We start from the raw sequence: 25,541 nt of genomic DNA on the forward strand, positions 1-25,541 counted from the left end.
GGGTGCACTAGCCCTGCATCCAACCTTCATTTCCCCCTCGCTTGCGCATTATGGAGCGCTCACATTCATAGATCATCAGGATTTTTTTTCATGGCAGAATTTTAAAGGTGAATAAATAATTAGCATCCATTTCCGGAGAGCGCTATTGTTGTGCCCTCTCTTTTGATTTTGGTTTGTGTCAGTGTAGTAATGATCTTGAGAATATCTTCCAGCGATTCATGCTCGAACTCGCCGTTGAAACGGCAATTTGCAAGCTGCTTGTTGACCAGTACGATGTTTACGCCATACCGGAATGACAATCTCTCTACAACTTCCGCCAGCGGCGTATCTTCGAAGATGAGCTTGCCTTCGCTCCAGGCGATGGACTGTTCCGGCCTTTCCACCACGGAGGTGGTCATTTCCGCGGTAGTGGTATTGAAAGAAACACGTTGCTTCGGCAGCAGGGTGACCTCCTTGCGGGAAAGCGTATCCATCACCGCCACTTTCCCCGTGAGCACCGTGATGGTGAATTGTTGCGCCAGCTTATAGGCCATTACATTAAAGGTGGTGCCCAGCACCGTGGTATTCAGACCGCCGGCGTGGATGATGAAGGGTCTGGACGGGTCGGGCGTTACATCAAAGAAGGCTTCTCCTTCCAGGGTGATCTCGCGGGTACTGCCTGCAAACCGCTCCGGGTAAGTCAGCGTACTGCCGGCGTTGAGGGTGATGGAAGAATGATCCGGCAAAACGACCCGCTGTGTTTCATTAAAAGGCACTTTCACCTGTACATTGGCTACAACGGCGGTACTGCGCTGGCTGAGCAGGTAATAAACGGCGGCGGACATGACCAGCAGGCCGGTGAACATGGCCGCTACGCGCAGCGCCTTCCTGATGAAGGAACGGCGGGGGATCCTCTCTTCCAGGGTTGCGCGGTATGCGATCTGTGCGATCTTCTCCGATCTCGCGGGTTCCTCCATGGCGGGGGCCGCATCGTTCCAATGCTCGTCCATGAACCGGTCGAGCCAGTCTTCCGGCTGGTTTTCCAGCCATTGCAATACCTGCTCGCGTTCAGCGTCAGTCACTTCCCCCTTTAAAAATCTGCTTAATAATTGATGGTCTATCATAATATATTGATCCCCCGTCCATTTAAAACACGTTTTTTTGAAATTCTACCTATACAAGCTTTCATTTCTTAACATTTCCTTAACTTTAGCTGCGTAGATTTGTCTAAATGATGCAGATCCGTAACATATCGCAAGAGAGGTTCAGGGTAATCGTGGAAGATACCTTCGACCGGCTGTATGCATCATTATCTTTGTTGTGCAGGGACAGGCAGCAGTGTGAGGACATCATGCAGGAGGCTTATATCCGGCTCTGGAAGAACATGGAGCAGGTGAAGGACGATCATGCGGTGCTGGCCCTGCTGAAATGTTACGCCAGGAATATTTTCCTCGACGAAGTGCGCAAGGCCGCGCGCAGGCAAACGTCGCTGTCGCTCGACGCGGCGGAACCGGTAGCGGATGTTCCGGAGAATTACATCGAGAACCGCGAACTGCATACCGCGATACAAACGGCGATCAACAAGCTGCCCCGCCAGCAGCAGATCATCTTCCGCCTGCACAAGGAACACGCCATGAGCTACAAGCAGATCTCCGCGGAAATGAATATCGGCACCGGCACGATAGAAGTGCAGATGAACAGGGCACTGAAATCATTGAAAAATAATCTCGCGCATTTGCAGCCGCGGCGGGAGGAGGTGTAGGGCCGGACCAGGTTCGCGTGATAAAGTAGCTTTGCTTACCTTTAAGTGGCTACAAAAAGGTCAGATCATGCGATACAAACTGGAAAAACCTGTTCATGGCGCTATTGGCATGGAGAAATACCAGTGCACCATAGAATGGCGCAACGGTACTTTCATTACGGACGAACCGGCCACTTCCGGCGGCAAGGATACCGGTCCGGACCCATTCACGCTCCTTATTTCGTCACTGGCTTCCTGCACGTTGGTTACCCTGCGCATGTACATCGACCGGAAGGGTTGGGATATTCCGCAGATCACGGTGAATGCCAACTTTTACCAGGAGGAAAAAGACGGCAAGATCATCACCATCTTTGACAGGGATATTTCCTTCGCCAGCCCCCTCAGCGAAGAGCAACGGGCGCGGCTGCTGGACATAGCGAAAGCCTGTCCGGTTTCCCGCATACTGGAAGGGGATATTCAGCTGCGGACTTACCTGTTCCGCGAGGAGGACGTGCAAAAGAAGGTGCTGTACAGCAACGGTGAGGTAACGGTGGTGTGGAAGCCTGAATTCTGCAAGCATTCCGCGCGGTGTGTTTCGCAGCTGCCGGAGGTGTTCAATGTGAACGCGAAGCCGTGGATAGATGTGAACGGGGCTTCCACGGAGCGGATCGTGGAGCAGGTGAAGCGGTGCCCGTCGGGGGCGTTGCGGTATTTTTATGATGGGAAGGGGGAAGATGGTATTTTTTAGCGTAAATATGTTAAATTTGACATAGATAATGGGATATTTTTCCATTATCTATCTTAAAATTTACAAAATATGCGATTTGAGCAGTCAATACAACGCTTTGCCGGGCAGCCGCTCACCCAGCAAATACTAATGGAGGTGCTTAGCGAATATAACTGGCCGCATAATAAAGTCCGGGAACTGGAAAAGCAGCAGATGCTGACTCCAATAAAGAGAGGACTTTATATTACAGGGAAAGCTCTTAATTTACCACAGCCGCCGCTGGCATTACTCGCCAATCATCTTTATGGTCCAAGCTACGTTTCTCTTGAAGCGGCGTTAGCTCATTGGGGAATGATCCCTGAAAGGGTTTGGGCTATCGGATCAATTACCACCGGCTTGTCAAAAACATTTCATACATCTGTTGGCAGGTTCACTTATATCCACGCTGACCTGCCTTATTATAGCTTTGGCATCCAGCAGGTCAGGTTTTCTGACTCACATACCGTCCTTATGGCATCGCGGGAAAAAGCACTTTGTGACAAAATAGTAACGACAAAAGGATTGCTTTTGCGCAGTATGCAACAAACTCGTGAACTTTTAGAAAACGACCTGCGGATAGACCTTTCTGAATTAATGCGGCTCGACATCTCCGCAATAAAAAGTTGGCTTAGTGCTGCTCCCAAGAGAAACAGCCTGGAAATGCTAATTAAAACTTTGGAAAATCTATGATCAAAGAGTGGATTGAAGAATATGGACCGGCGAACCTTGAACAAGCTGAGCAAGCATTAAGGGAGATTATGCAGGAAATTGCACTGGCTGGCCTTCAGCGTAGCGGTTTTTTTGAAGTAGCTGCATTTTATGGAGGCACTGCATTGCGTATTTTTCATGGGATAGACAGATTTTCTGAAGACCTGGACTTTTCTTTGCTGGAGTCCGATCCGGATTTTTCCCTTGCGCCTTATCTTAAAGGTATGCAGAAGGAATTTGCAGCGCTTGGGATGGAAATCAGTATTAAGGAGAAGATAAAAACAAGGCAATCTCAAATCGACTCCGCATTTTTGAAGCCGGACACTACCTGGCAGGAACTTACCCTAAAGGCCATCATTCCGCAGGAAGGATTGAATTACCTGCGTTCATCTATCAAGATCAAGCTGGAGGTTGATAAAAAACCTCCCCCGGGATTTACAACGGAAGAAAAACTATTGCTCAAGCCTTTCTCCTTCTACACAAAATGTTATGTGCTGCCTGATCTGTTTGCCGGGAAAATGCATGCTCTTTTGTTCAGAAAATGGATTAATCGGGTAAAGGGCAGAGATTGGTATGATATGGAATGGTATATTAAAAAAGGCATACCTCTTCATCTGCCACATTTGGCGTTGAGAGCCCGGGATAGCGGTAACCGGGATCAGGCTGAAATGTCTGTCGAACAGTTTAAAGATTTGCTGCGTGCCAAAATTGATGCGGTATCAATGGATCAAATAAAGCAGGACGTTCTTCCTTTTATACGGGACGATAAGAAACTGAATATTTGGTCCTCCGCGTACTTCAAAGATCTTGTTGACAAAATAAAATATAAATAAGAAAAGCAGCTGGAGGACAAAACCGCCAGCTGCCTGGTATTCTAGCCCGACTATCAGATTAAATCGGAACTTTCCATCTGGTTTCAATCCTTCAACCCAAGATACGCCTGCACTTCCTTATAATTCCCCCAGTTAACCGCTTTTGACGAACGGGCGGTCTGACCACCAGGGATCAGGATATACCGGTACTGAAATTGCTTCCCGTTAGCATCGGTAAAGGTGCTCATATCGAAGTTGGAAAACAGGTATATCTGTTCCGCAGAAAATGTAGTGGTAATGCTGAGGCCCCCTCCGAGATAAATATCAAAAAGAGGCAGCGGGTCTACCGTCATTTCGGCGGCTGTTCCCCAGTTGAAATAAACTTTTATCTCACCAGTAGATAATATCTCGTTCGTCAGTTTCGGGGCGTCCATGAAGGCTTCAAAAGCGACCGTATCGCCGGCTTCATTTGTAACCGCGTCGTAGGTGACATCCAGCCAGTCTGAATAAATAACATTCGCAGTGCCGGGCTCACCTTGCGGGCCGCCGGGGCCCGCGGGGCCGGCCGGACCGGGAGGGCCTTGTTCACCTTGCGGGCCGGTGTCGCCATCTTTGCTGCAGGATGAAACAAATACTGCCGCAGCCAGTAGTAAAACGTATGAGATGCGGGTTGTAATCCTTTTCATAAAACAAAATTGATTTTGGTTATTAAATAGGTTGTTAGTTACTCCGTCCATGAAATCCAGGTTTTAGCATCGCTCGCACTGACCATGTCGTAGCTGGCAGGGCTGGTCTGTACGAGGTAAAATCCACCGGGATCATTAAATTTTATAGCAGTATTGAGATAGGCATCTTCCGCATCAGGCGGGATATTGCCAAGACCTTGCAGATAGTCGAAGATGATTCTTCCATTTGAAGTAAATACCGGCGGTGTCCTGAAAGCAGCCCCGAAATTGAGGGACAAGCCGCCATTCTCAAGGAAAACATATCCTCCAAGATCAAAATCGGCACCGTACGCCGGCCAGAAAAGCAAAAAGTAAAAGTTGGGAAGGTCCCGGACGCCAAATGCATCGTCCACTCCATCCACATGAAAGCCGTTGAATGATATCCAGTAAGAACCAATAGAAGCCTGCGTTAGCCACCATCTTTGCGGCGCATCCAGGTCCACGTTCACCGGCGCATTCGCGCCCCGCATGCTGGCGGTTGAAGTGCCGTTCACCTGCGCGCGGAATGCGGTTGATGCGGCATCCCATGCAATGTTGGCGATAAAGTTAATAGTAGTGCTGCCGTCTGTGAGGGGTGTTTCCAGTGTGAGGCCGTCGCTGGTATAATAGTAATTGGTCGTATGCTGCTGTACGTTGCCGTTCGTGCCGATCCATGTAAAACGGATCGTTCTGGCGGTATGGTCCACCGTCATTTCATAGTTGCGTGTACCGATCACCAGCCGTTTGAAATAATGAAGAATGTACTGGCTGAAGTATTCAAACTGCATCGCCTTTTTCCACTGGCCGTTCACCCAGTTCTGTTCATCCTGCTGCGTGGCTTTTGTCAAAGTCATTTTGCTGCCTTTGAAGCGGCCGGTGAGCCGGATGCTTTCCGCTGTCAGCGTATCGAGCGAAAACTCGAAATCCGAATTCAATCCTTCTCCGTACGCGCCGCCATTTACGCTACCGTCGGGGTCCGCGAGGATGTGGATGTAGGAATAGGTGTCGAAGAGCAATGCGGGTTGCTGCAATGCTTTGAGGCGGAAGCTGCTTTCTTTCCGTACGCCGGCGGTGGTGGAGTCGATATCCGCAAACATCTGCACCCTGTTGGCGTCGTTGAAGCTGAAATGAAAATGATATACCACGCTGTCGGCCGTTATCAGTTCTCCGTTCCAGCCGTATTGCGAACCGGCCAGCGCGGCCTGGTAGGCGGCGAGCGTTTCGTTGATCCGCTGGTCCGGCGACTTGTCAAAGATCGGGTCGTCGTCTTTCCGGCAGGCGGAGAGCGTGGTGATGACGGCGAGTATATATAATAGCGTTCTTTTCATCTGTCGTTATTTTATCAATGCATTGATGGAGGCCCGGGTGCGCGCTTGCAGGCTGTAAAAATTGATGCCCCAGGTGTCGTTGAAATAGGCGACTACCATCGCTTCTTTCTGCCGGAGCTTTGCTTTCGCCTCTTCGGGCGTGGTGCCGTTCGGACCGGGCTGCGTGATACCGTTGATAATGTTTTCAAATCCTCCCCTGCCTTCCACCAGCATCATCGAGATCATTTCCACAAAATCCTCATCCGCGCGGGACATGGCGTAAGCAGTGATGAAACCGTCCCGACGGGCCGCATCGTCGGTCACGTTGTTCCAGTTAGAGGTATAATCGCCTACGGATATACGTTTGTAATCTTCGGGATACATCACCGTCTGGTGCAGGATATGACCGAACTCGTGCTCGATGGTGTGGAACATCATCTTCACATTGTTGGAATCACTGGGTACATAACCAGGCATGCCCTTGATGCGGAAGTCGTTCAGCACGTACAGCAATATGCGGCGGCCTCCTTCGGCGGTACCGAGGGTGATGGTGCCGTCTGTATTATAACTGGCGCTGCCTACCAGCACAAAGAACTTGGGACAATACCGCTTCATGAACAGCTCTCCCGCTTCCGCGATGTAATTATCGAGCCATACTTTTTTGATGGCACTCAATACGGGGATGATCTTTTCTTCTTTGGGCGGCACCAGCGTTCTGTTGAAATCCAGCTCGCCCTGGTCCCATTTGTATTTGACGGATACGTTCAGCGGCGTGGTGAGGCTGTCCCTGATCCAGAAATCGATGGGACCGTGCACCCAGGTGTCGCCATCGAGGTCGATGTCGTCTACATTTCCCAGGGCGTCTTCCCTGTTGCAGGCCGCCAGTGTGCCGCAAAGCAGGAGGATCAATATGGTAAGATGTTTCATCTGCTAATATCTGATTTTTTACGGGCCAGATGGAACCTCGCATTAACGTGGCCCTGGGTGACAAAATGTATTATGCTCGGTTTCATATGCATGATTAACGGGGATTTTGTTCGATGCCTGCTACGGTGGCGGCTTCGGGTATCTGGAATAATCTGCGCGGATCGTCTCCGGGCAGTGTGAATATGTCGCCCTCGCTGGTGGTGTGGGTAATGGGAATGCGGTACCGCAGGATGTCCAGCCAGCGCATGCCTTCCTGCACAAACTCCGCGCGCTTGAAATCCAGTACGGTCAATATCAGTCCCGTTTGCAGGTTGGTGCCGTAAAAGGCCTGCACTTTCTGGGGAGTGATGCGGTGCGCAGACAGGCTATAATCATCGATGCGGGTGGAGGCATAGGTATTGAGATCGTTGATAGCCGCGGTGGTGGCATTCAGGTAGGTGTTGGCCTCCGCCCTGTTGAGCAGCGCTTCCTCGGCGGTGAACAGCGGCACCACCACATATCCCACGCCGATGTTGGCGTTGACGTTGTTACGCACAAAATGCTCGTTGATCTTGGGGATCAGGTAATTATCCGTACCAACGGTATACACATGATTCTGGAACGCCCAGTCTCCGCCGGTAACGTTGTAGAACAATATTTCATCGCGCTTGCGGGCGGTGAGGGCATAGCGCAGGGTGTAATAATTGCGGCCCCACCAGGATGCGGTTTCCGTTAGCAGCAGGTTCGCCGGCTCCGTTGCGCGGGCGTATGCGGCGAACAGTTCCTGGTAGGTCATATTCTTATACGCGGTATTCCAGGGGCGCAGCATGCTGGCGGCATTGTTGGTGGGGAATACCTGGTTGACGTACTGCACTACCTGCTGGTAATCGCGTTTGAAAAGATAGAAGCGGGCCGCGAAGGCGTTGGCGGCGGCGCGGTTGAAATGGTAACGGGGAACGGAATAGGACTTGTCGTCGATGAGCGGCAGGCCGGTGAGGATGTCTTTTTCGATCATCTCGTACACATAAGCTACCGTTTTCCGCTCATAATCCTTGAACACTACTTTTTCCGGTACGGTCACATAGGGAATGCCGGGATCGGAGGAAGCGGTAGTGGGATTATACGTTTCCGCGAAAGTGGTCACCAGCATGAAATGCGCGTATGCTCTCGCCAGCAGCGCTTCGCCTTTCTGCGCGCGGTAGGCGTCCGGATCGGGCGCGTTGGCGATGGTTTCCAGTGCGAGGTTCGCCGCCGCTATCGCGGTGTAGCAGGCGTTCCAGTAGTACTCGGGGGAGTCCTGCTGATCGTCCTGCACGTCACTGAACTTGTACACGTCTACATTGAAATTTTCGATGGTGCCCGCGCCTTTGTCCGCCACATTATCCGAAGCGGATTCAAAGAAGCCCATGTAATTGGCCTGCGGATAGGCGGTGCCCAGCAGGCGGGACACCTGTTCCGGCGTATGCAGTTCCGCCCTGTTGTCCGGCGGCTGCTCCAGGAACTTCTTGCAACTGCTGGCTGTGATGGCGAGGAAGACTGCTGTGTATAGTGATAATTTCTTCATGTTGATCAGATTAAATACCCACTTTCAGCGAGAGTGTAAATTGTTTTTGAATGGGCATGGCCACACCGCCGGAGTTGAAGAACTCGGGGTCCTGCCCTTTCAGCTTTTTATCTGCGTAGATCAGCCATGGGTTGGTGGCGGCGGCCGTAACGCTGGCGCTGTTGAAGCCGATCCTGTTCAGCAGGGAAGGTTTCAGCTGATAGCTGAGCGATACGGTTTTCAGGCGGATGAAATCGCCTTTTGCCACTCTTTCCGTTGAATAGTTGTAGTTGTTATAAGGATAGTTACCGCCTTGCTGCGACAACTCATAGGCGCCCAGGATGGAGGGCACGTAGGTATAGCGCTCATCATTGGGGAATATAAAGCGGTCGTAAAATTCCCTCGGCATCGCATCCAGGTCCGAATAATCCGTTTTGAAAGCGGTATACTGCCGGATCTTGTTGCCTGCCTGATAGGTCACGAATACATTCAGCGAAAATTCCCGGTATGTAAATGTATTGGAGAAGCCGCCGGTATAAATGGGGTCTACCGGCCCTTCGTATTTCAGATAGGCGATCTCCTGGTCCTGCAGGAATACGCCGCCGGATGATTCCCCTTTCTCGTTGATAAAGGTGGGTTCGCCTGTGCGGTGCTCCAATCCTTTAAAATCGAGGGAATAGAGGCCCCGCACCGGGTACCCTTCCCTGTTGCCGCCTTCCGCGATCACGAGGTCGAAAATGCGCGGGCGGTTGCGGGCGTTGGTGATCTTGTTCTTGTTATATCCGAAAGTAAGGTTCGTGCGCCAGCTCCAGTCCTGCTTCCTGATCACGTTGCCGCCGATCAGCAGGTCAAGGCCGTAGGAATCCATGTCCGCGTAGTTCGCGGCTTTCTCTGATTCCCCACCGATACCGGAGGTGCGGATCAGGCTGATGAGATCGAAGCTTTTACGCTGGTACACGTCCAGGCTGAAATTCACTTTTTGTCCGAACAATCCGCCGTCCAGCCCGATGTTGCTGGTGTAGGATTTTTCCCAGGTCAGCTCCGAGTTCTCGAGGTTCGCCAGTTGTATCACGGATTCCACTTCTGTGAGATACGGACGGTTTGTATTGATGTTTCTTAACACGATGGTGGAATTGGTGGCGGGGCCCATGCTGGCGGTCAGGCCGTAGGATGCGCGCAGCGTCAGGTAGTCCGCCCACGTTACATTTTCCATGAAGGGCTCGCGGTCCACATTCCAGGAGCCCGCCAGGCTCCAGGTGGGCAGCCACCGCGCATTGCGCGATTTGCCCAGGCGGTTGGAACCATCGTACCGCACAGTGCCGGTGAAATTATATTTCTGGTCGTAAGAATAACCCGCCGATCCATAGAAGGCTACAAAACGGTCATAATCCTTACTCATACCATAATACGGGAAATTGCTCTCAATGGTTTGTTTGAGGATGCGATAATCCACGAACGGAACACCGCCGTTATCGTACTGGTACCCGTAACCGGTGTTGGAAAACTGCTGCCGGTCCGCCGACTTCACCTGCATGCCCACCAGCGCATTCAGGGAATGTACGCCGTTGAAGGTTTTCATATAGTTCAGGCTGTTCCTGAAATCATAGTTCACCAGCTGGTCTTCCGTGCGGTTGTAGAAGCCGCCGTAAGGCAGCACTACCACGGGCTGCGCTTCGGGATCGTCCGGGTCGCGGTACAGGAAGCGGTTGTTCGCTTCGATAGTGGATGTTTCATTTGCGCGGTAGGCGTTGGCCATGTTGGAGTTTTCCGTGATCTGGTGCTCGCGGGACGATTTCACGTACCGCAGCGCGCCCACGAACTCGTATTTCAGCTCGTCGGTGATCTTGTAGGCCAGGTCGCCCTGCAGGCGCAGGTCGATCACATTGATATCGATGTAATTATTTTCCAGTTCAGTGAGGATGTTGAACGGCGCAAAATTGCGGCGGAAGTACTCCCGGTTGCCGCTTTCATCGAAGGCGGTGAGGGTGCGGCTGGTATTGAGCGCGAAGCTGAAGGGGTTGATGTCGAAGTCGCGGTCGAACTTCCCTTCCACCGGGTTGGTTTCGCGTGTTAATGCGCCGGGGGCTTTCTGCTGCCGCACGGAAGCGAGGGTGGAAAAGCCGACGGATAAACGGTCGGAGAACTTGTAGTTGTTCCGGAAGTTGAGGGTGTAGCGGCTTACGCGGTCCGCTATCGTCCATCCGTTATCGCCGTAGTAGCTGGTGGAGAAATAAGATTGCGACTTGTCCGTACCGAAGGAAACGGCGAGCGAATGCTCCTGCATCAGGTTGTTTTTGAAGAGTAGATCGAACCAGTCCGTATTTGCGCCGGCGTACCTTCTCAGGAAAGCGGCCATGCCTTCGGGGGTGTTGGGCACCGGGAAGCTGCCGTCCTCTCTCGCATTCACCAGGTCGAAGTACTTGCCGTACACGCCGTAATCAGGTTTGTCCAGCAGCGAGGGAGTAATAATGCTTTTGTTGTACAATTCCGCGAGTACAGACATTTGCTGCACGGAGTTCATGATATTATAATCGGCATACGCGGGTTTCAGCTGGGTGCTGAAATTACCGGTGTAGGTCACCAGCGGTTTGCCGATCCTTCCTTTCTTGGTGGTGATCACCACTACGCCGTTCATGGCTCTGGCGCCATACAGCGCGGTAGCGGCGGCGTCCTTTAATATTACAAAGCTTTCGATGTCGTTCGCGTTCAGACCGGCAACGGCGGAGCCGAGCAAGGTGGTGGGGTCGCCGCTGGACAGCTGGTCGTTGGAAATATTGATGATATCTTCGAGTACTACGTTGTCTACCACCCACAGGGGTTTGTTATCCCCGTTGATGGAAGTGGCGCCGCGGATGCGCAGCTTGGGTGCAGAGCCGAAGGAGCTGGAAACGTTCTGCACGGATACGCCGGCGGCACGGCCTTCCAGCATGCGGCTCACGTCTATCACGCCGTCCATTTTCACATCGTCTGCTTTCAGGGTTACGGCGGCGCCGGAGAACTTGCGGCGGTCGAGGTCCTGGAACCCTGTTTTCACAAATTCTTTTAGCATGCCGCCCTGGCTTTCCAGCTCGATGTTCATGGACTGCCCGCGGAATACAGCTACTACCGGCGCTTTCCCGATGTAGGAAAAGCGGATGCTGTCGCCCTGGCGGGCGTCAAGGACGAATACGCCGTTAACATCCGTCAATACGCCTTTGTGATTTACGAGGTTTTCAACGGTCACGCCGGGAAGGGCAATCTTCTCTTCGGCATCCATCACCCGGCCACGGGCTTTGGTGCCCACGCTGTCCTGGAAAGCAGCCGCTTTCAGTGAAAGCGTCATCAGCAGGGGCAACAAAATAACGGCTGCCGGCGAGCTTTTCAGCCATTTCCGGGCAGCGCAGCACTGTACAGATAAATACATAGGCATGATTGTATTTTGAGTCTAATGATCCTGGTTGACATTGCCGGTGGCTCTGGCGATTTCATCTATGTGCTCCTACACGATCGAGTTTAACAGACAATTTCAGGGGTGTTTTTTTCGGGCACCCGACACGGTATTTAAGTTACGATTAAAAATCAATGTTTTTCTAAACGGGCGCCGCTTTTTTAATTCGCAGCGGCCGGTTTTAATGAAGATAAGTTTGCAGGAACGCCGTCACCCGGCTGTTCACATCCGCGGCCACACCTCCCAGCGTATGCCCTTCCCCGGGGTACAGCTTGTATACATGCTGCACGCCATGCTGCTGCAATCTTTCATGCAGCTGCTGCGCCTGCTGGTACGGCACAATATCGTCCGCCGTGCCGTGCAGGATCAGGGTAGGCGGACTGGCGGCACTTACATATTGCAGCGGGCTGGAACTTTTGTACAGCACCGAATCGCCCGTTTCCGGGTCGCCGATCAGTGCTTTCATCAGCGCCTTCAGCTCCGCATTGGCCAGCTGGCCGTACATGGATTTCATATCCGTTGGCCCCACCTGGTCGATCACGGCCAGGGGTTTGAAGGAGCTGCTGCCGTATTTGTAGGCGTATAAAGCGGCCAGGTGGGCGCCGGCGCTTTGGCCCCACAACACGAACTTCCGGGATATGTGGTATTTGGCATTGTTCTGCATGACCGTTTCGATACAGGCTTTTACATCTTCTTCCTGCGCCGGGAAGGGGTTGCTGTGGTTCACGGTGTTGAACAGGCGGTAATTGACCAGCACAAAGGCGCTGCCGGGGAACAGCTGCCGCAGCGTGGGAATGGCGGACACATAGTCGTTCTTGTTACCGGCGCTCCAGCCTCCGCCGTGAATGAAGAACAGCACGGTGGTGGCGGTATCGTTCCGGTTTGCGGGCAGGTAGATGTTGAATTTTTGCCGTGGACCGGGACCGTAGGATACGTCCGTCAGGGATTCCTGGCGCGAGGGGTCGGTGGGGCGGTCTACATCCGCTTTTGAGCAGGACAACAGTAAACAGATCGTGATCAGGCATGTGCAGGCTTGCAGTGTTCTCATAAGCGGGGCTTCAGCTGTTTAAAATTAATCATTTTAGAAAACGGCGGAAAAAAATTAATATTATATGTATGCAGACATTATGGAAGTATTTCAGAGAGCAAAAATGGTGGGTGGCGCTGGCCCTGGCGCTTGCGGGAATTGCCCAGCTACTAAGCCTGACGGACCCCATTATCTTCGGAAAGATCATCGATGATTACGCATCCAACCCGAACGGGCTGGAAGAAACGGCGCTGGTAAAAGGCGTGCTTTTCTGGCTGGCCATCGCCATCGGCATCGCCATTGCCGCAAGGATCGCCAAGTCATTCCAGGAATATTTCACCCGCAAGGCGGTGCAGCTTTTCGGCATGCAGATCTTCAACGACGGGCTGAAGCAGACGCTGCGGCTTTCCTTCCAGGAGTTCGAGGAGCAGCGCAGCGGCGAAACCCTATCCATCCTTCAGAAAGTCAAAACAGACACCGAACGGTTCGTCAACGCCTTTATCAATATATTGTTCTCTTCCGTGGTAGGCATCGGCTTCCTCATCTGGTACAGCATTACGAAGAACTGGATGCTGATACCGGTGTTCGTGATCGGCATACTGGTACTGGGATCGCTGACGGGACTACTCAGCAAAAAAATCAAAACGGTACAACGAACGATCAACCGGGAAACGAACAAGATGTCCGGCATCATCACGGAATCACTGCGGAATATAGAACTGGTGAAAAGCCTGGGGCTTACTTTCCCGGAGATCCGCCGGCTGCGGCAGCAAACGCAGGAGATCTTCGACCTGGAAATGCAAAAGACCACGCGGGTCCGCACGCTTTCCTTTTTACAGGGCACCACGCTGAACATCCTGAAGCAATCCATCCTTTTTATCCTGCTCTGGCTGATTTTCCGTAACGTGTTAAGCACGGGAGAGCTGATCGCCATGCAATTCATCTCTACTTCTATTTTCGGGCCGTTGCAGGACCTCGGCAATATCATCCTGAACTACCGGGAAGTGGAGGCGTCTATCCAGAATTTCGATCAGCTGATGCAGAAGCCGGTGGAACAGCGGCCGGAAGAGCCGGTAGAAACCGGGCCGCTCGAAAGCATCCGGTTCGATCATGTGGTGTTCCGCCACAAAACGGCGCGCACCAATGCGATCGATGATATTTCACTGCGGGTGGGCCTGGGCGAAACCATTGCTTTCGTGGGGCCGTCCGGTTCGGGAAAATCTACCATGGTAAAGCTGCTGGTGGGCTTATACCGTCCCGTAGAAGGATCGATCCTTTTCAACGATGTACCGGCAACGGACATACGTTATAACGCCTTACGCCGCCAGATCGGCTTCGTAACGCAGGATACGCAGCTGTTCGCCGGCACGATCCGTGAGAACCTGCTATTCGTAAAATCCGACGCTACTGATGACGAGATCATGGACGCGCTGGAAAAAGCCTCCTGCACACAGCTGCTGGCCCGCTCGGAGAAAGGCATCCACACCGTTCTCGGCGAAAGCGGGATGAAGCTCTCCGGCGGCGAGAAGCAGCGCATTTCCATTGCGCGCGCATTGCTGCGGAAACCGCGCCTCCTCATTTTCGACGAAGCTACCTCCGCCCTGGATTCCCTCACCGAAGAAGACATCACCAACACGATCCGCGACGTATCCATGAGCCGGCAACAGATCACCGTGCTGATCGCCCACCGCCTGTCCACCATCATGCATGCGGACGTGATCTATGTACTCGAAAAAGGCAGCATTTCCGAAACCGGCTCGCACGAGGAGCTGCTGGCGCAGAAAGGGTTGTACTACGCCATGTGGCGGCAGCAGGTGGGCGAACGGAGGGATAGCCAGTCCTTCGCGACAAGTTAGGAATTGGCAGGTTCACCGCTCTTTTTATAATATCCCATCAATTCCCCCGAAGCCAGCACATGCCCCTGCATCGCTGCATGCAACGCCTTTTTGTCGGCACCCGCCAGAAGGTCCAGATCGCCGTCCAGCGCAAATACCCTGAAGAAATACCGATGCTGGCCGGAAGGCGGACAAGGACCGCCATAGCCGGTATTTCCAAAGCTGTTACGCCCGCTGATGCCCGGCACGCTGTTCTCCGCAACCGGTTCATTCGGAGGAATATTCCACACCAGCCAATGATCAAAGGTACCACCGGGCGCATCCGGATCTTCCATAATGATCGCCAGCGACCGCGTTCCTTCGGGAAAATCACTTATGATCAGTGGCGGATTGATATTTTCGCCTTCGCAGGAATATTGCCGGGGAATATGCCCACCCTGGCTGAACGCCACGCATCGCACCGATAAAACAGCATTTGTTGTAGATTCCATAACAATATTTTACTGAACTGGCACCAAATTTTCGGCCGGAAATCATGCTTCATTTGTTAGATATCCTGTTCACACTGCTGCATTTACTGATCATCGGGTTCAATTTATGCGGCTGGATATTTCCGGCCACCCGGAAGCTTCATTTCATTTTCATAGTGGCCACCGCATGCAGCTGGTTCATCCTCGGCATCTGGTTCGGCATGGGCTATTGTCCTGTAACCGACTGGCAATGGCGGATAAAGGAACAGCTGGGAGCGCGCAATTTACCGGATTCCTTCATTACCTATTTTGTGAACAAGGTTTCCGGGCGGGCATTCAGCGATGCCTTTATTAATATATTGACGATGCTGTTCTTTGTGCTGGCAGCCGGGCTTTCCGTTTATTTTAATTTCTTCCGGCGGAAAAAACAGGGTTGATCAGGGAAACATTGTGTGGCAAAATGTATACACTGCCGGGTTTATCTTATTTTTAACGAGCGTTTCGAGCATGAAGAAAGATTACAGCATTGGTCCGCTGGGCGACCGCTCCATTATCATTGAATGGGAACAACAGATAGATCCTGCTGTACACCGGCGGGTCATGCGCGCCTACAATTCCCTGCAACGCCTGCAATTACCTTACATCCTCGACCTGATCCCCGCATATGCGTCCCTCACGGTAGTATACGATGCCGGATCGATGCGCAGGCAACATCCCCTGCCCGCCGGGCAGCAAATCCGCACGATCGTAACGAAGGTGCTGGAACAGGAAGCGGAGGAAGTCAATGCCGCATCGCGCTTACTGGAAATACCGGTATGTTATCATCCTTCTCTCGGGCCGGACATTGAAGCGCTGGCGGCGCAAAAGAACCTGACCGGCAGTCAGCTCATCGATTTACATACATCGCAAACCTATACGGTTTATATGCTCGGCTTTTTGCCGGGATTTCCTTACATGGGAAAGGTGCCGGATAAGCTGGCGGCTCCGCGTTTGAAGCAGCCGCGGCTAAAAGTACCGGTGGGCAGCGTGGGGATCGCGGGCGCGCAAACGGGCATCTACCCGATGGAGTCCCCCGGCGGATGGAATATTATCGGGCGCACGCCGCTGCGGTTGTTTGATCCGGCGAAGGAGGAACCCTGCTATTGCCGGCCGGGAGACCAGGTGCGGTTTGTAGAGATCGGGCTGGAAGAATTTAACGGAAGATGATTTTGCGTTGATGCAGATAAAGAGAACAATTCAGCATATTTGATACAGGTAGTACAACAAGGATTACTGGACACCATACAGGACGCGGGCCGGTACGGTTATCAGCACCTCGGCATCAACCCCGGCGGCGCGATGGACCGTGCCGCATTATACGTGGCTAACAGCCTGGTGGGCAATGCCGGCGCGGAAGCGGCGATAGAATTGCACTTTCCGGCCTCCGCTTTCCTGTTTGAGGCGGATGCGCTGGTAGCCTTGTCCGGCGCGGATTTCGGAGCGATGGTGAATGATCAGCCCTTTCCGTTGAACCGGCCGGTGCAGGTATCCCGGCATGCGGTACTGCGCTTTACAAAACCGGTTTCGGGCGCACGGTGCTACCTCGCCATCGGCGGCCGCCTGGCGCTCACACCCTGGCTCGGCAGCTACAGTACACATCTGAAAGCCGGGGCCGGAGGCTTTCATGGCAGAGTGCTGCAAAAAGGCGACCGCATCCCTTTCCGGCAGGAAGTCATTTTTCATTCGGACCAACAGGCCACTCCCCTGCCGTGGACGGCCGATGTCAGCGATCTCTACGAAGCCGGTTCCACGATCCGCATCCTCCCCGGTCATGAATGGGAACTGCTGGAAGATGATACTTTACTGCATGCCGCCTTTTTATTAACAGAGCAATGCGACCGCATGGGATTTCGTTTACGCGGCCCCGTGTTAAAAACGCATGACCGCGGCGAACGGCTTTCCGCGGGCGTCAGCCGCGGCACCATTCAATTACTGCCGGGTGGACAACTGATCATTCTCATGGCAGACCATCAAACTACCGGCGGCTACGCCCGCGTTGCCCACGTGATCACAGCGGACATGCCCGCACTCTCCCAACATACGCCGCACCAGCAGCTTCATTTCACGGCGGTGGATGAAATAACCGCCGGGAACCTCTTGTGGCAGCAGGAACAACGTTTGCAAATACTGCAAAATGCCTGTAAATTACGGCTGGAGGAATGGTATCTCCGCTATTAATCAACAAAATCTAATGCTTACCACCATCGACCTGAACTGTGATATGGGAGAAGGGCTGGATACGGATGCCGGTATCATGCCCTTCATCAGCAGCGCAAACATCGCCTGCGGATATCATGCGGGCGACCATGACACCATTACACGGACCATCGCGCTTGCGCAGGAACACCAGGTTGCCATTGGCGCGCATCCCGGCTTCGCCGACAAGGCCAACTTCGGCAGAACGCCGCAACATCTTTCAGACGATGCTTTATATGACCTCATTGCCGGCCAGCTGCAGGTGATGCAGTCCGCCTGCCGCACACTTGGCGCCGTGATGACGCATGTAAAGCCGCACGGCGCGCTCTACAACATGGCCGCCGTTGATCCCGTCATGTCCCGCGTGATCGCAAAAGCGGTGAAGGATACAGATCCGGCGCTCCGCCTGTACGGCCTGAGCAGCAGCTGGCTGATAAAAGCCGCCGCGGAAGCCGGTCTGCATACCGCCAGCGAAGTGTTTGCCGACAGAACTTACCAGGACGATGGCACGCTCACGCCCCGCAGCCAGCCCGGCGCGTTGATAGCCAATGAAGAGCAGGCCATACAGCAGGTCCTGCAAATGGTCACGCAACAAACGGTGACCACGCTCAGCGGCCGCAGCATCCCGCTGACCGCGGAAACTATTTGTCTGCATGGCGACGGTCCACATGCCCTGCCCTTTGCCCGCGCCATACACGCCGCCCTACGCCGTCATCACTTTTCAATACAACACATTTGAGCAAGCAAAGAACCTCCATTCTCCTGGGCGCCGCGTTCCTGATGGCCACCTCCGCCGTCGGCCCCGGCTTCCTTACGCAAACCACCGTATTCACGCAACAGCAGGCCGCGGCCTTCAGCTTTGTGATACTCGTATCTATTTTGCTGGATATCGGCGCGCAGCTGAACATCTGGCGCGTGCTCACCGTCACGGAGTTCCGCGCGCAGGACCTCGCCAACGCGCTGCTGCCTGGCCTCGGCTACCTGCTGGCCGGGCTCGTGGTGCTCGGCGGATTTGCTTTCAACATCGCGAACATCGGCGGCTGCGGGCTGGGCCTCCAGGCATTGTCGGGCATGGAGCCGGTATATGGTGCGGTATTGAGTTGCGGCGTCGCCCTGTTCATTTTCTGGTTGAAGGAAGCCGGCAAAGCGCTGGACCATTTTACCCGCTGGTTAGGCATACTGATGATCCTGCTCACGCTGTATGTGGCCGCCAGCTCACATCCTCCGGTGGCGGAGGCGCTGCGGCAAAGCGTCTGGCCCGATGTGATCGATACTACGTCCATTGTTACGCTGGTAGGCGGAACGGTGGGCGGCTACATCAGTTTTTCCGGCGCGCACCGCCTGCTGGACGCGGGCATCGGCGGGGCCGCACAGGTGAAGTTCGTCAACAGGAGCGCCGTCAGCGGAATTGTGATTACCGGAGTGATGCGCACTTTGCTGTTCCTCGCTGCTTTAGGCGTAGTAACGCAAGGCGCGCTGCTGGATGCCGGCAATCCGCCCGCATCTGTATTCCGCATCGCAGCCGGAGAGACCGGGTACCGCTTTTTCGGCATGGTGATGTGGAGCGCGGCGATCACGTCCGTTGTGGGCGCGGCTTACACCTCCGTTTCTTTTCTGAAGACATTCCATTCATTTATCGCCACGCATGAAAAATGGTTCATCAGCTTTTTTATCGTTTGTTCCACGGCCGTGTTCGTGGTGGTGGAGCGGCCGGTGCAATTGCTGATCACCGCCGGCGCATTGAACGGCATCATACTGCCGGTGGCACTGGCAGTAGTGCTGTTGGCGGCCCGGAAGAGCCGGCTGATGGGGGAATACAGGCATCCGGCGTGGATGCAGGTGGCGGGATGGATCGTTGTGGGGGTGATGGCGTGGTTGAGCGGGGTGACGTTGTGGGATTGGGTGAGTTGATGTTGCGTATGCCGGGAATGTTGCTAGTTTTGCAGATTTATATTACGCATGAACCAGACACACCTTAGCGCCCAACTCCTTCAAACCAGACAGCACTTTAAAATATTGGACGGCCTCCGGGGAATAGCGGCGGTGGCGGTGCTCATATTCCATTTCATGGAGTTTGTTACGCCGGATTATAAAGATAATTTCATTGCGCATGCTTACCTGGCGGTGGACTTCTTCTTTTGCCTCTCCGGTTTTGTGATCGCCTATGCGTATGATGGCAGACTGGGGAAGATCGGGTTGATGTCATTCTTCAAGCTACGGCTGATCCGCCTGCATCCGCTGGTGATGATCGGGGCGGTCATCGGCCTGCTGGCCTTTGTTTTTGATCCGTTCAGCGATCTTTATGCGCGTTATGCCGGTCAAACATTGGGCATGTTCATTTCGTCCTGCCTGATGGTCCCTTATCCGGTGGTGCAGGAGCGTTACTTCAATATCTTCCATCTGAACCCGCCCAGTTGGTCGCTGTTCTGGGAATACGTCGCCAATATCGCCTACGCGGTGGTGCTGGTGAGGCTGCGCAACAAGGTATTATGGGTGCTGCTGGTGATCGCGGCGGGAATACTTTGCTACGAGGCTTACACATCCTCTTACCTTGGTGTTGGCTGGAGCGGCGATACTTTCTGGGGCGGGGGCGTGCGCGTCTTTTATTCCTTTTTAGCGGGCATGCTGGCCTACCGGTCCAACTGGATCATCAAAAATAATCTCGGGTTCGGGGCCATCGGCGTGTTGCTGACATTGGCTTTCCTGGTTCCTTATTCCGAGGCGGTGAACTGGTGGATAGATACACTGATCGTGGTCTTTTACCTTCCTTTCCTTGTTGCCCTGGGCGCCGGAGGAAGGCTGAACACAGGGCTTGAAGGAGTTTGCAAATTCCTTGGGAACATTTCTTATCCCCTGTATATGATCCATTATCCTTTTTTATGGATACTCTACAGTTACATCCTGACAGAAAAGCCAACGGCCGGGCAGCTTTGGGTGATCATTCCTATTTGCGCCGTTTTGCTGATATTGCTATCCTATGCGATCTTGATCTTCGTGGATGCGCCGGTTCGTAAATGGCTGAAAGACCGCATGCGGTCATAGTACGGTTTGATGCTGATGCGGCCAGGGCCTCCCCTTACCGGTTTCACACAGCAGCTTCAGGCTTCTCAGGAAACGCGCCCAGGTGTAGCTGCACTCGGCGAACATCGGCGTGTAATCTTTCCAGTTATCATGCTTCAAGGTCAATAGCGTGGCTTTATCGCTATTCTTTAATTGCCGCATCTGATCTCCCATTTCGGGATGAAATGCGAGTAATGTTACCGGATCACCGGATTCCAGCGTGAAAGAAAGCGTGGTTCCGATCCACTCGTCCGCTCCCGCGATGCAATCCCATTTTACCAGTTCAAACGGTTTCAATTCGATGACCTTCATTTCCTTGAAGTACCCGGAACCAAAAGGGAAACGCGCAATGCTGCCGGGCTGAGGCTTTGCTTCCGCATCAGGTGTCCACCATCCTGCCAGCCCCTCGCGGGTAGTGATCGCCTGGTAAATTCTTTCCGGGGGAGCACCGATCATGAGTTGGTGATAAATACCCGCCATAGAAGTGGTTTTTACTTTCTGCAAAGGTAGTGAAAGACCGTACCTGAACCAGTATGGCAGAAAAAGCATTAATAAAAAAACTGCTCCACGATAATCCGCCCATCTTTCACTTCATACAACATGATCTGATCCATCTGGATCCTCCCATGACCTTCTACTGTAATATCCACTTTCCTTCCTACAGCGAAATGACGGCCGGCCACTACCGGTGCTGACGTAGAAGCGCTGTGAAAGGCGGTGATACGGCTCACAAAGTCCTCTCCTTTTTTGCGGACCGCGGCTTTGCCTTCGGCATATCCGAAATACGGCGAGCCCGGCGGATCGATGCTCTTTACATTATCCGCAAAGAATTCATCCTGTATCTCAAACCATTTTTCCTGCTGCGCAAGCTCATGGAAACGGGCGGCGATTTCAGCGGTTGTCATTACTTTTTTCATCGTTATCAGTTTTATTATTTGATGGCCTTGATCCTTCTTCCTTCCAGGTTGGGATCGCCTTTTCCGGTGGTGATCAGGTTGAAGAGGCTATGCTGCACGTACTCGGTCCACGCCGGCGAACACATTTTATAACATTCCACTTCGGGGAGCAGCCCTTCATGGGTGAAAACGAGTTTTGTTTTGTTACCGGCTTCAGATATCTCAAAAATGGCCTTTGTGCCCGTCCATTCGTCTTTGTCTTCGAGGAAGCTCAGGTGGCTGTCCGTCACCAGCCAGACTACCTTTTTGCCGGGGATCACTTCCGTCAGTTTTTGTTTCGAGTAATGAACATCCTTTACCTCAAAGGTAAACTCGTCGTTGAGCTGGCTGGAATTGCCCTGAATCCCTTCCGACCACCAGCCGCGAACATTGTTGACGGCGTTGAAAACTTCGAGGGGCGATTGGTCAACGATGATGGTGGTTGTGAAATGTTGATGATGCATATCCGTTCGTTTTATACAAAAGTACCATCACGCCGCAGGCGTTAAAAGTGGCTAAACTGACAATAATGAGGTTGATAGTGACAAATCCGGTAATTTAGCGTTATTACTTAAAACAGCGCATTTCATGCAAATCGGTATCCTGAATTACAATTATGCCGTGCCCACCAGCGTAAGCGGCCCTGCTGATATCTTTGCGGCATTGATGAGGACCTATCCGGTTGTGAGCGGGCGGGAGCTGGAGGCTGATTTTAAAATTGATTTTGTTACGGAGAAGAAAGGCGTTTTCCGCAAACAGCCCTGGGGCGAAAAAGTGCAGCGGGAAATAACAAAGAACGATACATACGACCTGATCATCATCCCGGCCATGTTCTCCAATAAAATAGAAGAGGTGGTGCAAAAAGAGCAAAAGATCATCGAATGGCTGAAGCGCCAGCACAAAGCAAACGCTGAGCTGGCCAGCATCTGCGTGGGAAGTTTCCTGCTGGCGGCCACCGGCCTGCTCGACGGAAAAAAAGCGACCACCAACTGGATGTTCGCCGGCCTGTTCCGGCAGAAATACCCGCGGGTAATGCTGGAAGACGACAAGATCATCGTTGACCAGGGGAAAATATACTCCTGCGGAGGGGCTTTCAGCTTCACCACCTTCATTATATACCTGATTGAAAAATACTGCGGGCATGAAGTGGCCATTACGGCCTCCAAAATATTAATGATCAACATGCACCAGCAGCCTCAAACCAGCTTTTCCATATTTCAGTTCCAGAAGAATCATGCGGATGATGAAATCACCCGGGTGCAGCAATACATGGAAGCGAACTATGATAAAACCATCACGGTAGCGGAAATGGCCGGCATCAGCAACATGAGCACCCGGAACCTGATCCGCCGGTTCGAGCAGGCCACCGGCAACACGCCGCTGGAATACCTGCAGCGCTTCAGGATAGAAAATGCGAAAAAGATGCTGGAAGATAAACATTACGGCATTGAGCAGATCGCGATGAAATGCGGTTATGAGGATATGAGCTTCTTCAGAAAGGTATTTAAAAGGCATGTGGGCATGACGCCGCGGGAGTATAAAGACAAATACGGACGCGGAGCGCTTAAAACTTTGCAATAAATTATGTATAATTGACAGCCACTACAGCGCTACTTACTGGGATATCAGCCAAATAGTTTGGATTGCCGAGCTTTCACACATATACGGATCTGCAGCTTGTTGAGTCTTTGAAATTCAGCGACGAAGGGGCTTTTACGGAAATCTACCACCGGTATTGGGAAAAGCTATATAAATCCGCCTATATCAAACTGAACGACAGCGAAGACGCCAAGGAAATTGTCAATGACGTATTGCTGGATATCTGGAAAAGAAGAGCTGACCTGTCCATAGCATTTTTACCCGCCTACCTGGAAAAAGCCGTGCGGTTCCGGGTGATCAATCATATCAACAGGAAAAAAAGCACCGCGCTGCTGGATTCGTTCGAAACCGTGCTGCAATCTCCTTTTAAAGCGGACAGCCAGGTGAACATGAACGAATTCATCAGCCTCCTGGAAGCATGGATCGCCGTGCTCCCCGAAAAGCAACGCCGCATTTTTGTCAAATACTATTTCGATAATCTTTCCACCCACGAAATAGCTGTCGACATGAATCTCTCCCGCAAAACCGTCCAGAACAACCTGAGCATGACCGTACAATACCTGAAAACAAAGCTCAAACACCTGCCTGTTTTGTTAATCATGCTCTCCCATACCCCCCGCTGAAAAGTTTGTTATAAGCTACAAAGTTATTTTTAATGATTTAATCAGCCCTTCCTCAATTTCAAGATTGTATTTCAATATAACAGGACTCGCCGGAAACGTTCCCGAGTTTTCTGCAGTCAAAATACTGGTTTCCCCCTTTTCTTTGAAGCTTAAAGGTTTCATTACCGTTTTGTACTTTTCATTAGCATTAGCAATCCATTCTTTAATTTCTGCCCTCCCTTTATGCGTTTTGCCTTCGTCATATACCTCTGCAGTTTCGGAAAAACAATTAGCATAAGCTAAACTATCGAAACTATCCTGTGCTTTTATCAAATCAGTTATTACTTTAGGTAACTTCATTGTTTGTTATTTTATGGTTATCCAATTCTATGTCCCGCCGCCTTTTAAATATTACATATACGGACGTAATTCCGGTATCTAGATTGTAGGAACTGTTCCACCATCGATTACGTATTCAGTTCCCGTCAAATAGCCGGCTCTTGGCGAAACAAGAAAACCGACCAATTCAGCAATTTCTTCCGGGTGGGCCGGCCTCCCCCCGGGAATACCACCCAATGCATCCATTACGCTCTGAGTAGCTGCGTCAATAGAGATACCGGCACTTTCCGAGATGCGTTCCATCATCCTTTTTGAAGCATCCGTCATGATCCAGCCCGGAGAAACGGTCAGAACACGTACCCCTTTTGGCGAAACTTCTTTCGACAATCCTTTACTATAATTAATCAATCCCGCTTTTGCGGCTGCATAAGGAAGCGTCGAATCGTACAGGGGTAATTTTCCCTGAATAGATGCAATATGGATAATTACACCGCTTCCTTTTTCGAGCATTTGGGGCAGAAATGCCTTATCCACCCGTACCGGGGCCAATAAATTGGTCTGGATTGTTTGTTCCCAATCCATATTGGTCAATACTGCAAACCCTCCTCCAGGAGTTTCTGAGCCACCAAGATTGTTTACGAGAATATCGAGTTTACCGTACTTCTCAAATACTTCAGCAGCAACTTTACCGGCATCTTCCGGTTTACTGAGATTTGCCGGTATGAAGTATAAATCTTCGTCGGGTGATTCCGGGTGGTTTCTTGCGGTAATAATCACTTTAGCACCTGCATTTTTTAACCGTTCAGCAATAGCCTTTCCAGCTCCTTTTGTTCCGCCGGTTACCAGTGCGATTTTTCCTGATAGTTCATGCTGATAATCCATTTTTTGTTTCATTCGATTTCTTTTGTGTAAATTTCAGAAGTATAGTACTTCCTAACAAGTACGGAGTTATGAATCATATAGGGATAAATTATTCCCTATTGCGCAAATTGGAACATAGGTTTACTTTTGCGGTATGTATGAAAGAAAAATAATACCGAACTTAAATTGCGGACTCGACCTGATGGGTGAAGTATTATATGGCAAATGGAAGATGCGTTTGCTTTGGTTTATAGGCCAGGGCCATAAAAGACCTAGTGAATTGCAACGCAAAATACCGGATGCTTCACGCAGGGTTCTGAATGTTCAGTTGAAAGAGTTGGAAGAGCATGAACTTGTACTCAGAAAGATTTACCCTGTCGTTCCCCCAAAAGTAGAGTACAGTCTTACTGAATTTGGAAAGAGTTTAATCCCGGTGATAGGTACTATGGGGCAATGGGGAGATGACAACGCAGAAAGATTACGGGAAGTAATAGCCAAAAGATTACCCTCCCCTGGTATTGCGGACGAAATCCTACATTCAAATTCAGGAGAATAAGATGCTGAACACTCCTGCCCCGAACCCATTTTATAACCTACTGTATAATAACGGTCTTTGACCGTTTTGCCTGTTTTTTGCTTTCCCTGATATTTTTTTGAAAAAAATCCGCCTTCTTTCGGGAAGAAA

At 51.9% G+C, this 25,541-nt stretch carries 27 protein-coding genes; 14 read left to right on the top strand and 13 right to left on the bottom strand.

Going from position 1 to position 25,541, the window contains the following annotated elements:
• Positions 1 to 119: 119 nt before the first annotated feature.
• Positions 120 to 1,061 carry a FecR family protein gene (locus tag CCY01nite_RS01415; RefSeq protein WP_186830843.1) on the bottom strand — a complete coding sequence of 314 codons (942 nt, stop codon included), beginning with the start codon at positions 1,059 to 1,061 and terminating at the stop codon, positions 120 to 122.
• Positions 1,062 to 1,210: 149 nt separating this feature from the next.
• On the opposite strand from CCY01nite_RS01415, the gene CCY01nite_RS01420 reads away from it, so the two are divergent.
• The 4 genes from CCY01nite_RS01420 to CCY01nite_RS01435 all read left to right on the top strand — a co-directional run bounded on the left by CCY01nite_RS01420 (position 1,211) and on the right by CCY01nite_RS01435 (position 4,027).
• Positions 1,211 to 1,741, top strand: a complete 531-nt coding sequence (locus tag CCY01nite_RS01420) for an RNA polymerase sigma factor (protein ID WP_146857520.1) — start codon at positions 1,211 to 1,213, stop codon at positions 1,739 to 1,741.
• A 67-nt stretch (positions 1,742 to 1,808) separates the two neighbouring features.
• Positions 1,809 to 2,468, top strand: a complete 660-nt coding sequence (locus tag CCY01nite_RS01425; RefSeq protein ID WP_146857521.1) for a (4Fe-4S)-binding protein — start codon at positions 1,809 to 1,811, stop codon at positions 2,466 to 2,468.
• A 69-nt stretch (positions 2,469 to 2,537) separates the two neighbouring features.
• Entirely contained in the window at positions 2,538 to 3,176 is a 639-nt protein-coding gene (locus CCY01nite_RS01430) for a type IV toxin-antitoxin system AbiEi family antitoxin domain-containing protein (protein WP_146857522.1), read from the top strand.
• Positions 3,173 to 4,027 carry a nucleotidyl transferase AbiEii/AbiGii toxin family protein gene (locus CCY01nite_RS01435; protein WP_146857523.1) on the top strand — a complete coding sequence of 285 codons (855 nt, stop codon included), beginning with the start codon at positions 3,173 to 3,175 and terminating at the stop codon, positions 4,025 to 4,027. The genes CCY01nite_RS01430 and CCY01nite_RS01435 overlap by 4 nt, the downstream gene beginning before the upstream one ends.
• 83 nt (positions 4,028 to 4,110) lie before the next feature.
• On the opposite strand, the gene CCY01nite_RS01440 is transcribed toward CCY01nite_RS01435, so the two are convergent.
• From CCY01nite_RS01440 to CCY01nite_RS01465, 6 genes are all read right to left on the bottom strand, one after another.
• Complete coding sequence (locus CCY01nite_RS01440; protein WP_146857524.1) at positions 4,111 to 4,692, bottom strand: hypothetical protein; 582 nt, start codon at positions 4,690 to 4,692, stop codon at positions 4,111 to 4,113.
• Between the two features lie 38 nt (positions 4,693 to 4,730).
• Positions 4,731 to 6,038, bottom strand: a complete 1,308-nt coding sequence (locus CCY01nite_RS01445) for a DUF4302 domain-containing protein (RefSeq protein ID WP_146857525.1) — start codon at positions 6,036 to 6,038, stop codon at positions 4,731 to 4,733.
• Positions 6,039 to 6,044: 6 nt separating this feature from the next.
• Complete coding sequence (locus tag CCY01nite_RS01450; protein WP_146857526.1) at positions 6,045 to 6,944, bottom strand: zinc-binding metallopeptidase; 900 nt, start codon at positions 6,942 to 6,944, stop codon at positions 6,045 to 6,047.
• A 94-nt stretch (positions 6,945 to 7,038) separates the two neighbouring features.
• A complete protein-coding gene (locus CCY01nite_RS01455; RefSeq protein WP_146857527.1) occupies positions 7,039 to 8,487 on the bottom strand; it encodes a RagB/SusD family nutrient uptake outer membrane protein in 1,449 nt (482 codons plus the stop codon).
• Positions 8,488 to 8,497: 10 nt separating this feature from the next.
• On the bottom strand, positions 8,498 to 11,869 hold the full coding sequence (locus CCY01nite_RS01460) for a SusC/RagA family TonB-linked outer membrane protein (RefSeq protein WP_246129819.1): 3,372 nt from the start codon (positions 11,867 to 11,869) through the stop codon (positions 8,498 to 8,500).
• Positions 11,870 to 12,074: 205 nt separating this feature from the next.
• The gene (locus CCY01nite_RS01465) at positions 12,075 to 12,941 is read right to left on the bottom strand and encodes an alpha/beta hydrolase (protein ID WP_146857529.1); all 867 of its coding nucleotides are present in this window, start codon (positions 12,939 to 12,941) and stop codon (positions 12,075 to 12,077) included.
• 68 nt (positions 12,942 to 13,009) lie between these two features.
• Between CCY01nite_RS01465 and CCY01nite_RS01470 the strand changes: the two genes are divergently transcribed.
• Positions 13,010 to 14,776, top strand: a complete 1,767-nt coding sequence (locus tag CCY01nite_RS01470; protein ID WP_146857530.1) for an ABC transporter ATP-binding protein — start codon at positions 13,010 to 13,012, stop codon at positions 14,774 to 14,776.
• On the opposite strand, the gene CCY01nite_RS01475 is transcribed toward CCY01nite_RS01470, so the two are convergent.
• Positions 14,773 to 15,246, bottom strand: a complete 474-nt coding sequence (locus CCY01nite_RS01475) for a YbhB/YbcL family Raf kinase inhibitor-like protein (RefSeq protein WP_146857531.1) — start codon at positions 15,244 to 15,246, stop codon at positions 14,773 to 14,775. The two genes, CCY01nite_RS01470 and CCY01nite_RS01475, sit on opposite strands and share 4 nt — an antisense overlap.
• A 44-nt stretch (positions 15,247 to 15,290) precedes the next feature.
• Here CCY01nite_RS01475 and CCY01nite_RS01480 point away from each other — a divergent pair, with 44 nt between their 5' ends.
• The 6 genes from CCY01nite_RS01480 (at position 15,291) to CCY01nite_RS01505 (ending at position 20,502) form a co-directional block, all read left to right on the top strand.
• The gene (locus CCY01nite_RS01480; protein ID WP_146857532.1) at positions 15,291 to 15,662 is read left to right on the top strand and encodes a DUF2784 domain-containing protein; all 372 of its coding nucleotides are present in this window, start codon (positions 15,291 to 15,293) and stop codon (positions 15,660 to 15,662) included.
• A gap of 70 nt (positions 15,663 to 15,732) precedes the next feature.
• The gene (gene pxpB / locus CCY01nite_RS01485) at positions 15,733 to 16,431 is read left to right on the top strand and encodes a 5-oxoprolinase subunit PxpB (RefSeq protein ID WP_146857533.1); all 699 of its coding nucleotides are present in this window, start codon (positions 15,733 to 15,735) and stop codon (positions 16,429 to 16,431) included.
• Between the two features lie 39 nt (positions 16,432 to 16,470).
• Positions 16,471 to 17,442 (top strand): 5-oxoprolinase subunit C family protein, encoded by a 972-nt coding sequence (locus CCY01nite_RS01490; RefSeq protein ID WP_146857534.1) that lies wholly within the window; start codon positions 16,471 to 16,473, stop codon positions 17,440 to 17,442.
• 13 nt (positions 17,443 to 17,455) lie between these two features.
• Positions 17,456 to 18,199: a 5-oxoprolinase subunit PxpA gene (locus CCY01nite_RS01495; RefSeq protein ID WP_146857535.1), complete on the top strand. Its 744-nt coding sequence runs from the start codon at positions 17,456 to 17,458 to the stop codon at positions 18,197 to 18,199.
• Positions 18,196 to 19,371 (top strand): NRAMP family divalent metal transporter, encoded by a 1,176-nt coding sequence (locus CCY01nite_RS01500; protein WP_246129820.1) that lies wholly within the window; start codon positions 18,196 to 18,198, stop codon positions 19,369 to 19,371. Before CCY01nite_RS01495 ends, CCY01nite_RS01500 begins: the two co-directional genes overlap by 4 nt.
• 48 nt (positions 19,372 to 19,419) lie before the next feature.
• On the top strand, positions 19,420 to 20,502 hold the full coding sequence (locus CCY01nite_RS01505; RefSeq protein ID WP_146857536.1) for an acyltransferase family protein: 1,083 nt from the start codon (positions 19,420 to 19,422) through the stop codon (positions 20,500 to 20,502).
• On the opposite strand, the gene CCY01nite_RS01510 is transcribed toward CCY01nite_RS01505, so the two are convergent.
• From CCY01nite_RS01510 to CCY01nite_RS01520, 3 genes are all read right to left on the bottom strand, one after another.
• Entirely contained in the window at positions 20,497 to 21,000 is a 504-nt protein-coding gene (locus CCY01nite_RS01510; protein WP_146857537.1) for an SRPBCC family protein, read from the bottom strand. The genes CCY01nite_RS01505 and CCY01nite_RS01510 overlap by 6 nt on opposite strands.
• 68 nt (positions 21,001 to 21,068) lie before the next feature.
• Positions 21,069 to 21,437: a nuclear transport factor 2 family protein gene (locus CCY01nite_RS01515; RefSeq protein WP_146857538.1), complete on the bottom strand. Its 369-nt coding sequence runs from the start codon at positions 21,435 to 21,437 to the stop codon at positions 21,069 to 21,071.
• Between the two features lie 14 nt (positions 21,438 to 21,451).
• Positions 21,452 to 21,919 (bottom strand): SRPBCC family protein, encoded by a 468-nt coding sequence (locus tag CCY01nite_RS01520; protein ID WP_146857539.1) that lies wholly within the window; start codon positions 21,917 to 21,919, stop codon positions 21,452 to 21,454.
• Positions 21,920 to 22,043: 124 nt separating this feature from the next.
• On the opposite strand from CCY01nite_RS01520, the gene CCY01nite_RS01525 reads away from it, so the two are divergent.
• Together CCY01nite_RS01525 and CCY01nite_RS01530 are read left to right on the top strand one after the other, a co-directional pair.
• Positions 22,044 to 23,036 (top strand): GlxA family transcriptional regulator, encoded by a 993-nt coding sequence (locus CCY01nite_RS01525; protein ID WP_146857540.1) that lies wholly within the window; start codon positions 22,044 to 22,046, stop codon positions 23,034 to 23,036.
• A gap of 62 nt (positions 23,037 to 23,098) precedes the next feature.
• Entirely contained in the window at positions 23,099 to 23,677 is a 579-nt protein-coding gene (locus tag CCY01nite_RS01530; protein WP_146857541.1) for an RNA polymerase sigma factor, read from the top strand.
• A gap of 15 nt (positions 23,678 to 23,692) precedes the next feature.
• On the opposite strand, the gene CCY01nite_RS01535 is transcribed toward CCY01nite_RS01530, so the two are convergent.
• Together CCY01nite_RS01535 and CCY01nite_RS01540 are read right to left on the bottom strand one after the other, a co-directional pair.
• Entirely contained in the window at positions 23,693 to 24,016 is a 324-nt protein-coding gene (locus tag CCY01nite_RS01535) for a nuclear transport factor 2 family protein (RefSeq protein WP_146857542.1), read from the bottom strand.
• A 78-nt stretch (positions 24,017 to 24,094) separates the two neighbouring features.
• On the bottom strand, positions 24,095 to 24,889 hold the full coding sequence (locus tag CCY01nite_RS01540; protein ID WP_222614292.1) for an SDR family oxidoreductase: 795 nt from the start codon (positions 24,887 to 24,889) through the stop codon (positions 24,095 to 24,097).
• A 121-nt stretch (positions 24,890 to 25,010) separates the two neighbouring features.
• On the opposite strand from CCY01nite_RS01540, the gene CCY01nite_RS01545 reads away from it, so the two are divergent.
• Positions 25,011 to 25,412 (top strand): winged helix-turn-helix transcriptional regulator, encoded by a 402-nt coding sequence (locus CCY01nite_RS01545; RefSeq protein ID WP_146857543.1) that lies wholly within the window; start codon positions 25,011 to 25,013, stop codon positions 25,410 to 25,412.
• The last annotated feature ends 129 nt before the right edge of the window (positions 25,413 to 25,541 follow it).

This window comes from Chitinophaga cymbidii, assembly GCF_007992715.1.
GTDB classification, from domain to species: domain Bacteria; phylum Bacteroidota; class Bacteroidia; order Chitinophagales; family Chitinophagaceae; genus Chitinophaga; species Chitinophaga cymbidii.

Excerpts from the sequence above, each read along its gene's own strand:
- CCY01nite_RS01445 (WP_146857525.1), bottom strand. The coding sequence starts at position 6,038 with ATGAAAAGAACGCTATTATATATACTCGCCGTCATCACCACGCTCTCC.
- CCY01nite_RS01470 (WP_146857530.1), top strand. The coding sequence starts at position 13,010 with ATGCAGACATTATGGAAGTATTTCAGAGAGCAAAAATGGTGGGTGGCG.
- CCY01nite_RS01425 (WP_146857521.1), top strand. The coding sequence starts at position 1,809 with ATGCGATACAAACTGGAAAAACCTGTTCATGGCGCTATTGGCATGGAG.
- CCY01nite_RS01430 (WP_146857522.1), top strand. The coding sequence starts at position 2,538 with ATGCGATTTGAGCAGTCAATACAACGCTTTGCCGGGCAGCCGCTCACC.
- CCY01nite_RS01450 (WP_146857526.1), bottom strand. The coding sequence starts at position 6,944 with ATGAAACATCTTACCATATTGATCCTCCTGCTTTGCGGCACACTGGCG.
- CCY01nite_RS01420 (WP_146857520.1), top strand. The coding sequence starts at position 1,211 with ATGATGCAGATCCGTAACATATCGCAAGAGAGGTTCAGGGTAATCGTG.
- CCY01nite_RS01440 (WP_146857524.1), bottom strand. The coding sequence starts at position 4,692 with ATGAAAAGGATTACAACCCGCATCTCATACGTTTTACTACTGGCTGCG.
- CCY01nite_RS01460 (WP_246129819.1), bottom strand. The coding sequence starts at position 11,869 with ATGTATTTATCTGTACAGTGCTGCGCTGCCCGGAAATGGCTGAAAAGC.
- CCY01nite_RS01465 (WP_146857529.1), bottom strand. The coding sequence starts at position 12,941 with ATGAGAACACTGCAAGCCTGCACATGCCTGATCACGATCTGTTTACTG.
- CCY01nite_RS01495 (WP_146857535.1), top strand. The coding sequence starts at position 17,456 with ATGCTTACCACCATCGACCTGAACTGTGATATGGGAGAAGGGCTGGAT.
- CCY01nite_RS01480 (WP_146857532.1), top strand. The coding sequence starts at position 15,291 with ATGCTTCATTTGTTAGATATCCTGTTCACACTGCTGCATTTACTGATC.
- CCY01nite_RS01455 (WP_146857527.1), bottom strand. The coding sequence starts at position 8,487 with ATGAAGAAATTATCACTATACACAGCAGTCTTCCTCGCCATCACAGCC.
- CCY01nite_RS01545 (WP_146857543.1), top strand. The coding sequence starts at position 25,011 with ATGTATGAAAGAAAAATAATACCGAACTTAAATTGCGGACTCGACCTG.
- CCY01nite_RS01535 (WP_146857542.1), bottom strand. The coding sequence starts at position 24,016 with ATGAAGTTACCTAAAGTAATAACTGATTTGATAAAAGCACAGGATAGT.
- CCY01nite_RS01540 (WP_222614292.1), bottom strand. The coding sequence starts at position 24,889 with ATGAAACAAAAAATGGATTATCAGCATGAACTATCAGGAAAAATCGCA.
- CCY01nite_RS01435 (WP_146857523.1), top strand. The coding sequence starts at position 3,173 with ATGATCAAAGAGTGGATTGAAGAATATGGACCGGCGAACCTTGAACAA.
- CCY01nite_RS01505 (WP_146857536.1), top strand. The coding sequence starts at position 19,420 with ATGAACCAGACACACCTTAGCGCCCAACTCCTTCAAACCAGACAGCAC.
- pxpB (WP_146857533.1), top strand. The coding sequence starts at position 15,733 with ATGAAGAAAGATTACAGCATTGGTCCGCTGGGCGACCGCTCCATTATC.
- CCY01nite_RS01525 (WP_146857540.1), top strand. The coding sequence starts at position 22,044 with ATGCAAATCGGTATCCTGAATTACAATTATGCCGTGCCCACCAGCGTA.
- CCY01nite_RS01475 (WP_146857531.1), bottom strand. The coding sequence starts at position 15,246 with ATGGAATCTACAACAAATGCTGTTTTATCGGTGCGATGCGTGGCGTTC.
- CCY01nite_RS01520 (WP_146857539.1), bottom strand. The coding sequence starts at position 21,919 with ATGCATCATCAACATTTCACAACCACCATCATCGTTGACCAATCGCCC.
- CCY01nite_RS01515 (WP_146857538.1), bottom strand. The coding sequence starts at position 21,437 with ATGAAAAAAGTAATGACAACCGCTGAAATCGCCGCCCGTTTCCATGAG.
- CCY01nite_RS01510 (WP_146857537.1), bottom strand. The coding sequence starts at position 21,000 with ATGGCGGGTATTTATCACCAACTCATGATCGGTGCTCCCCCGGAAAGA.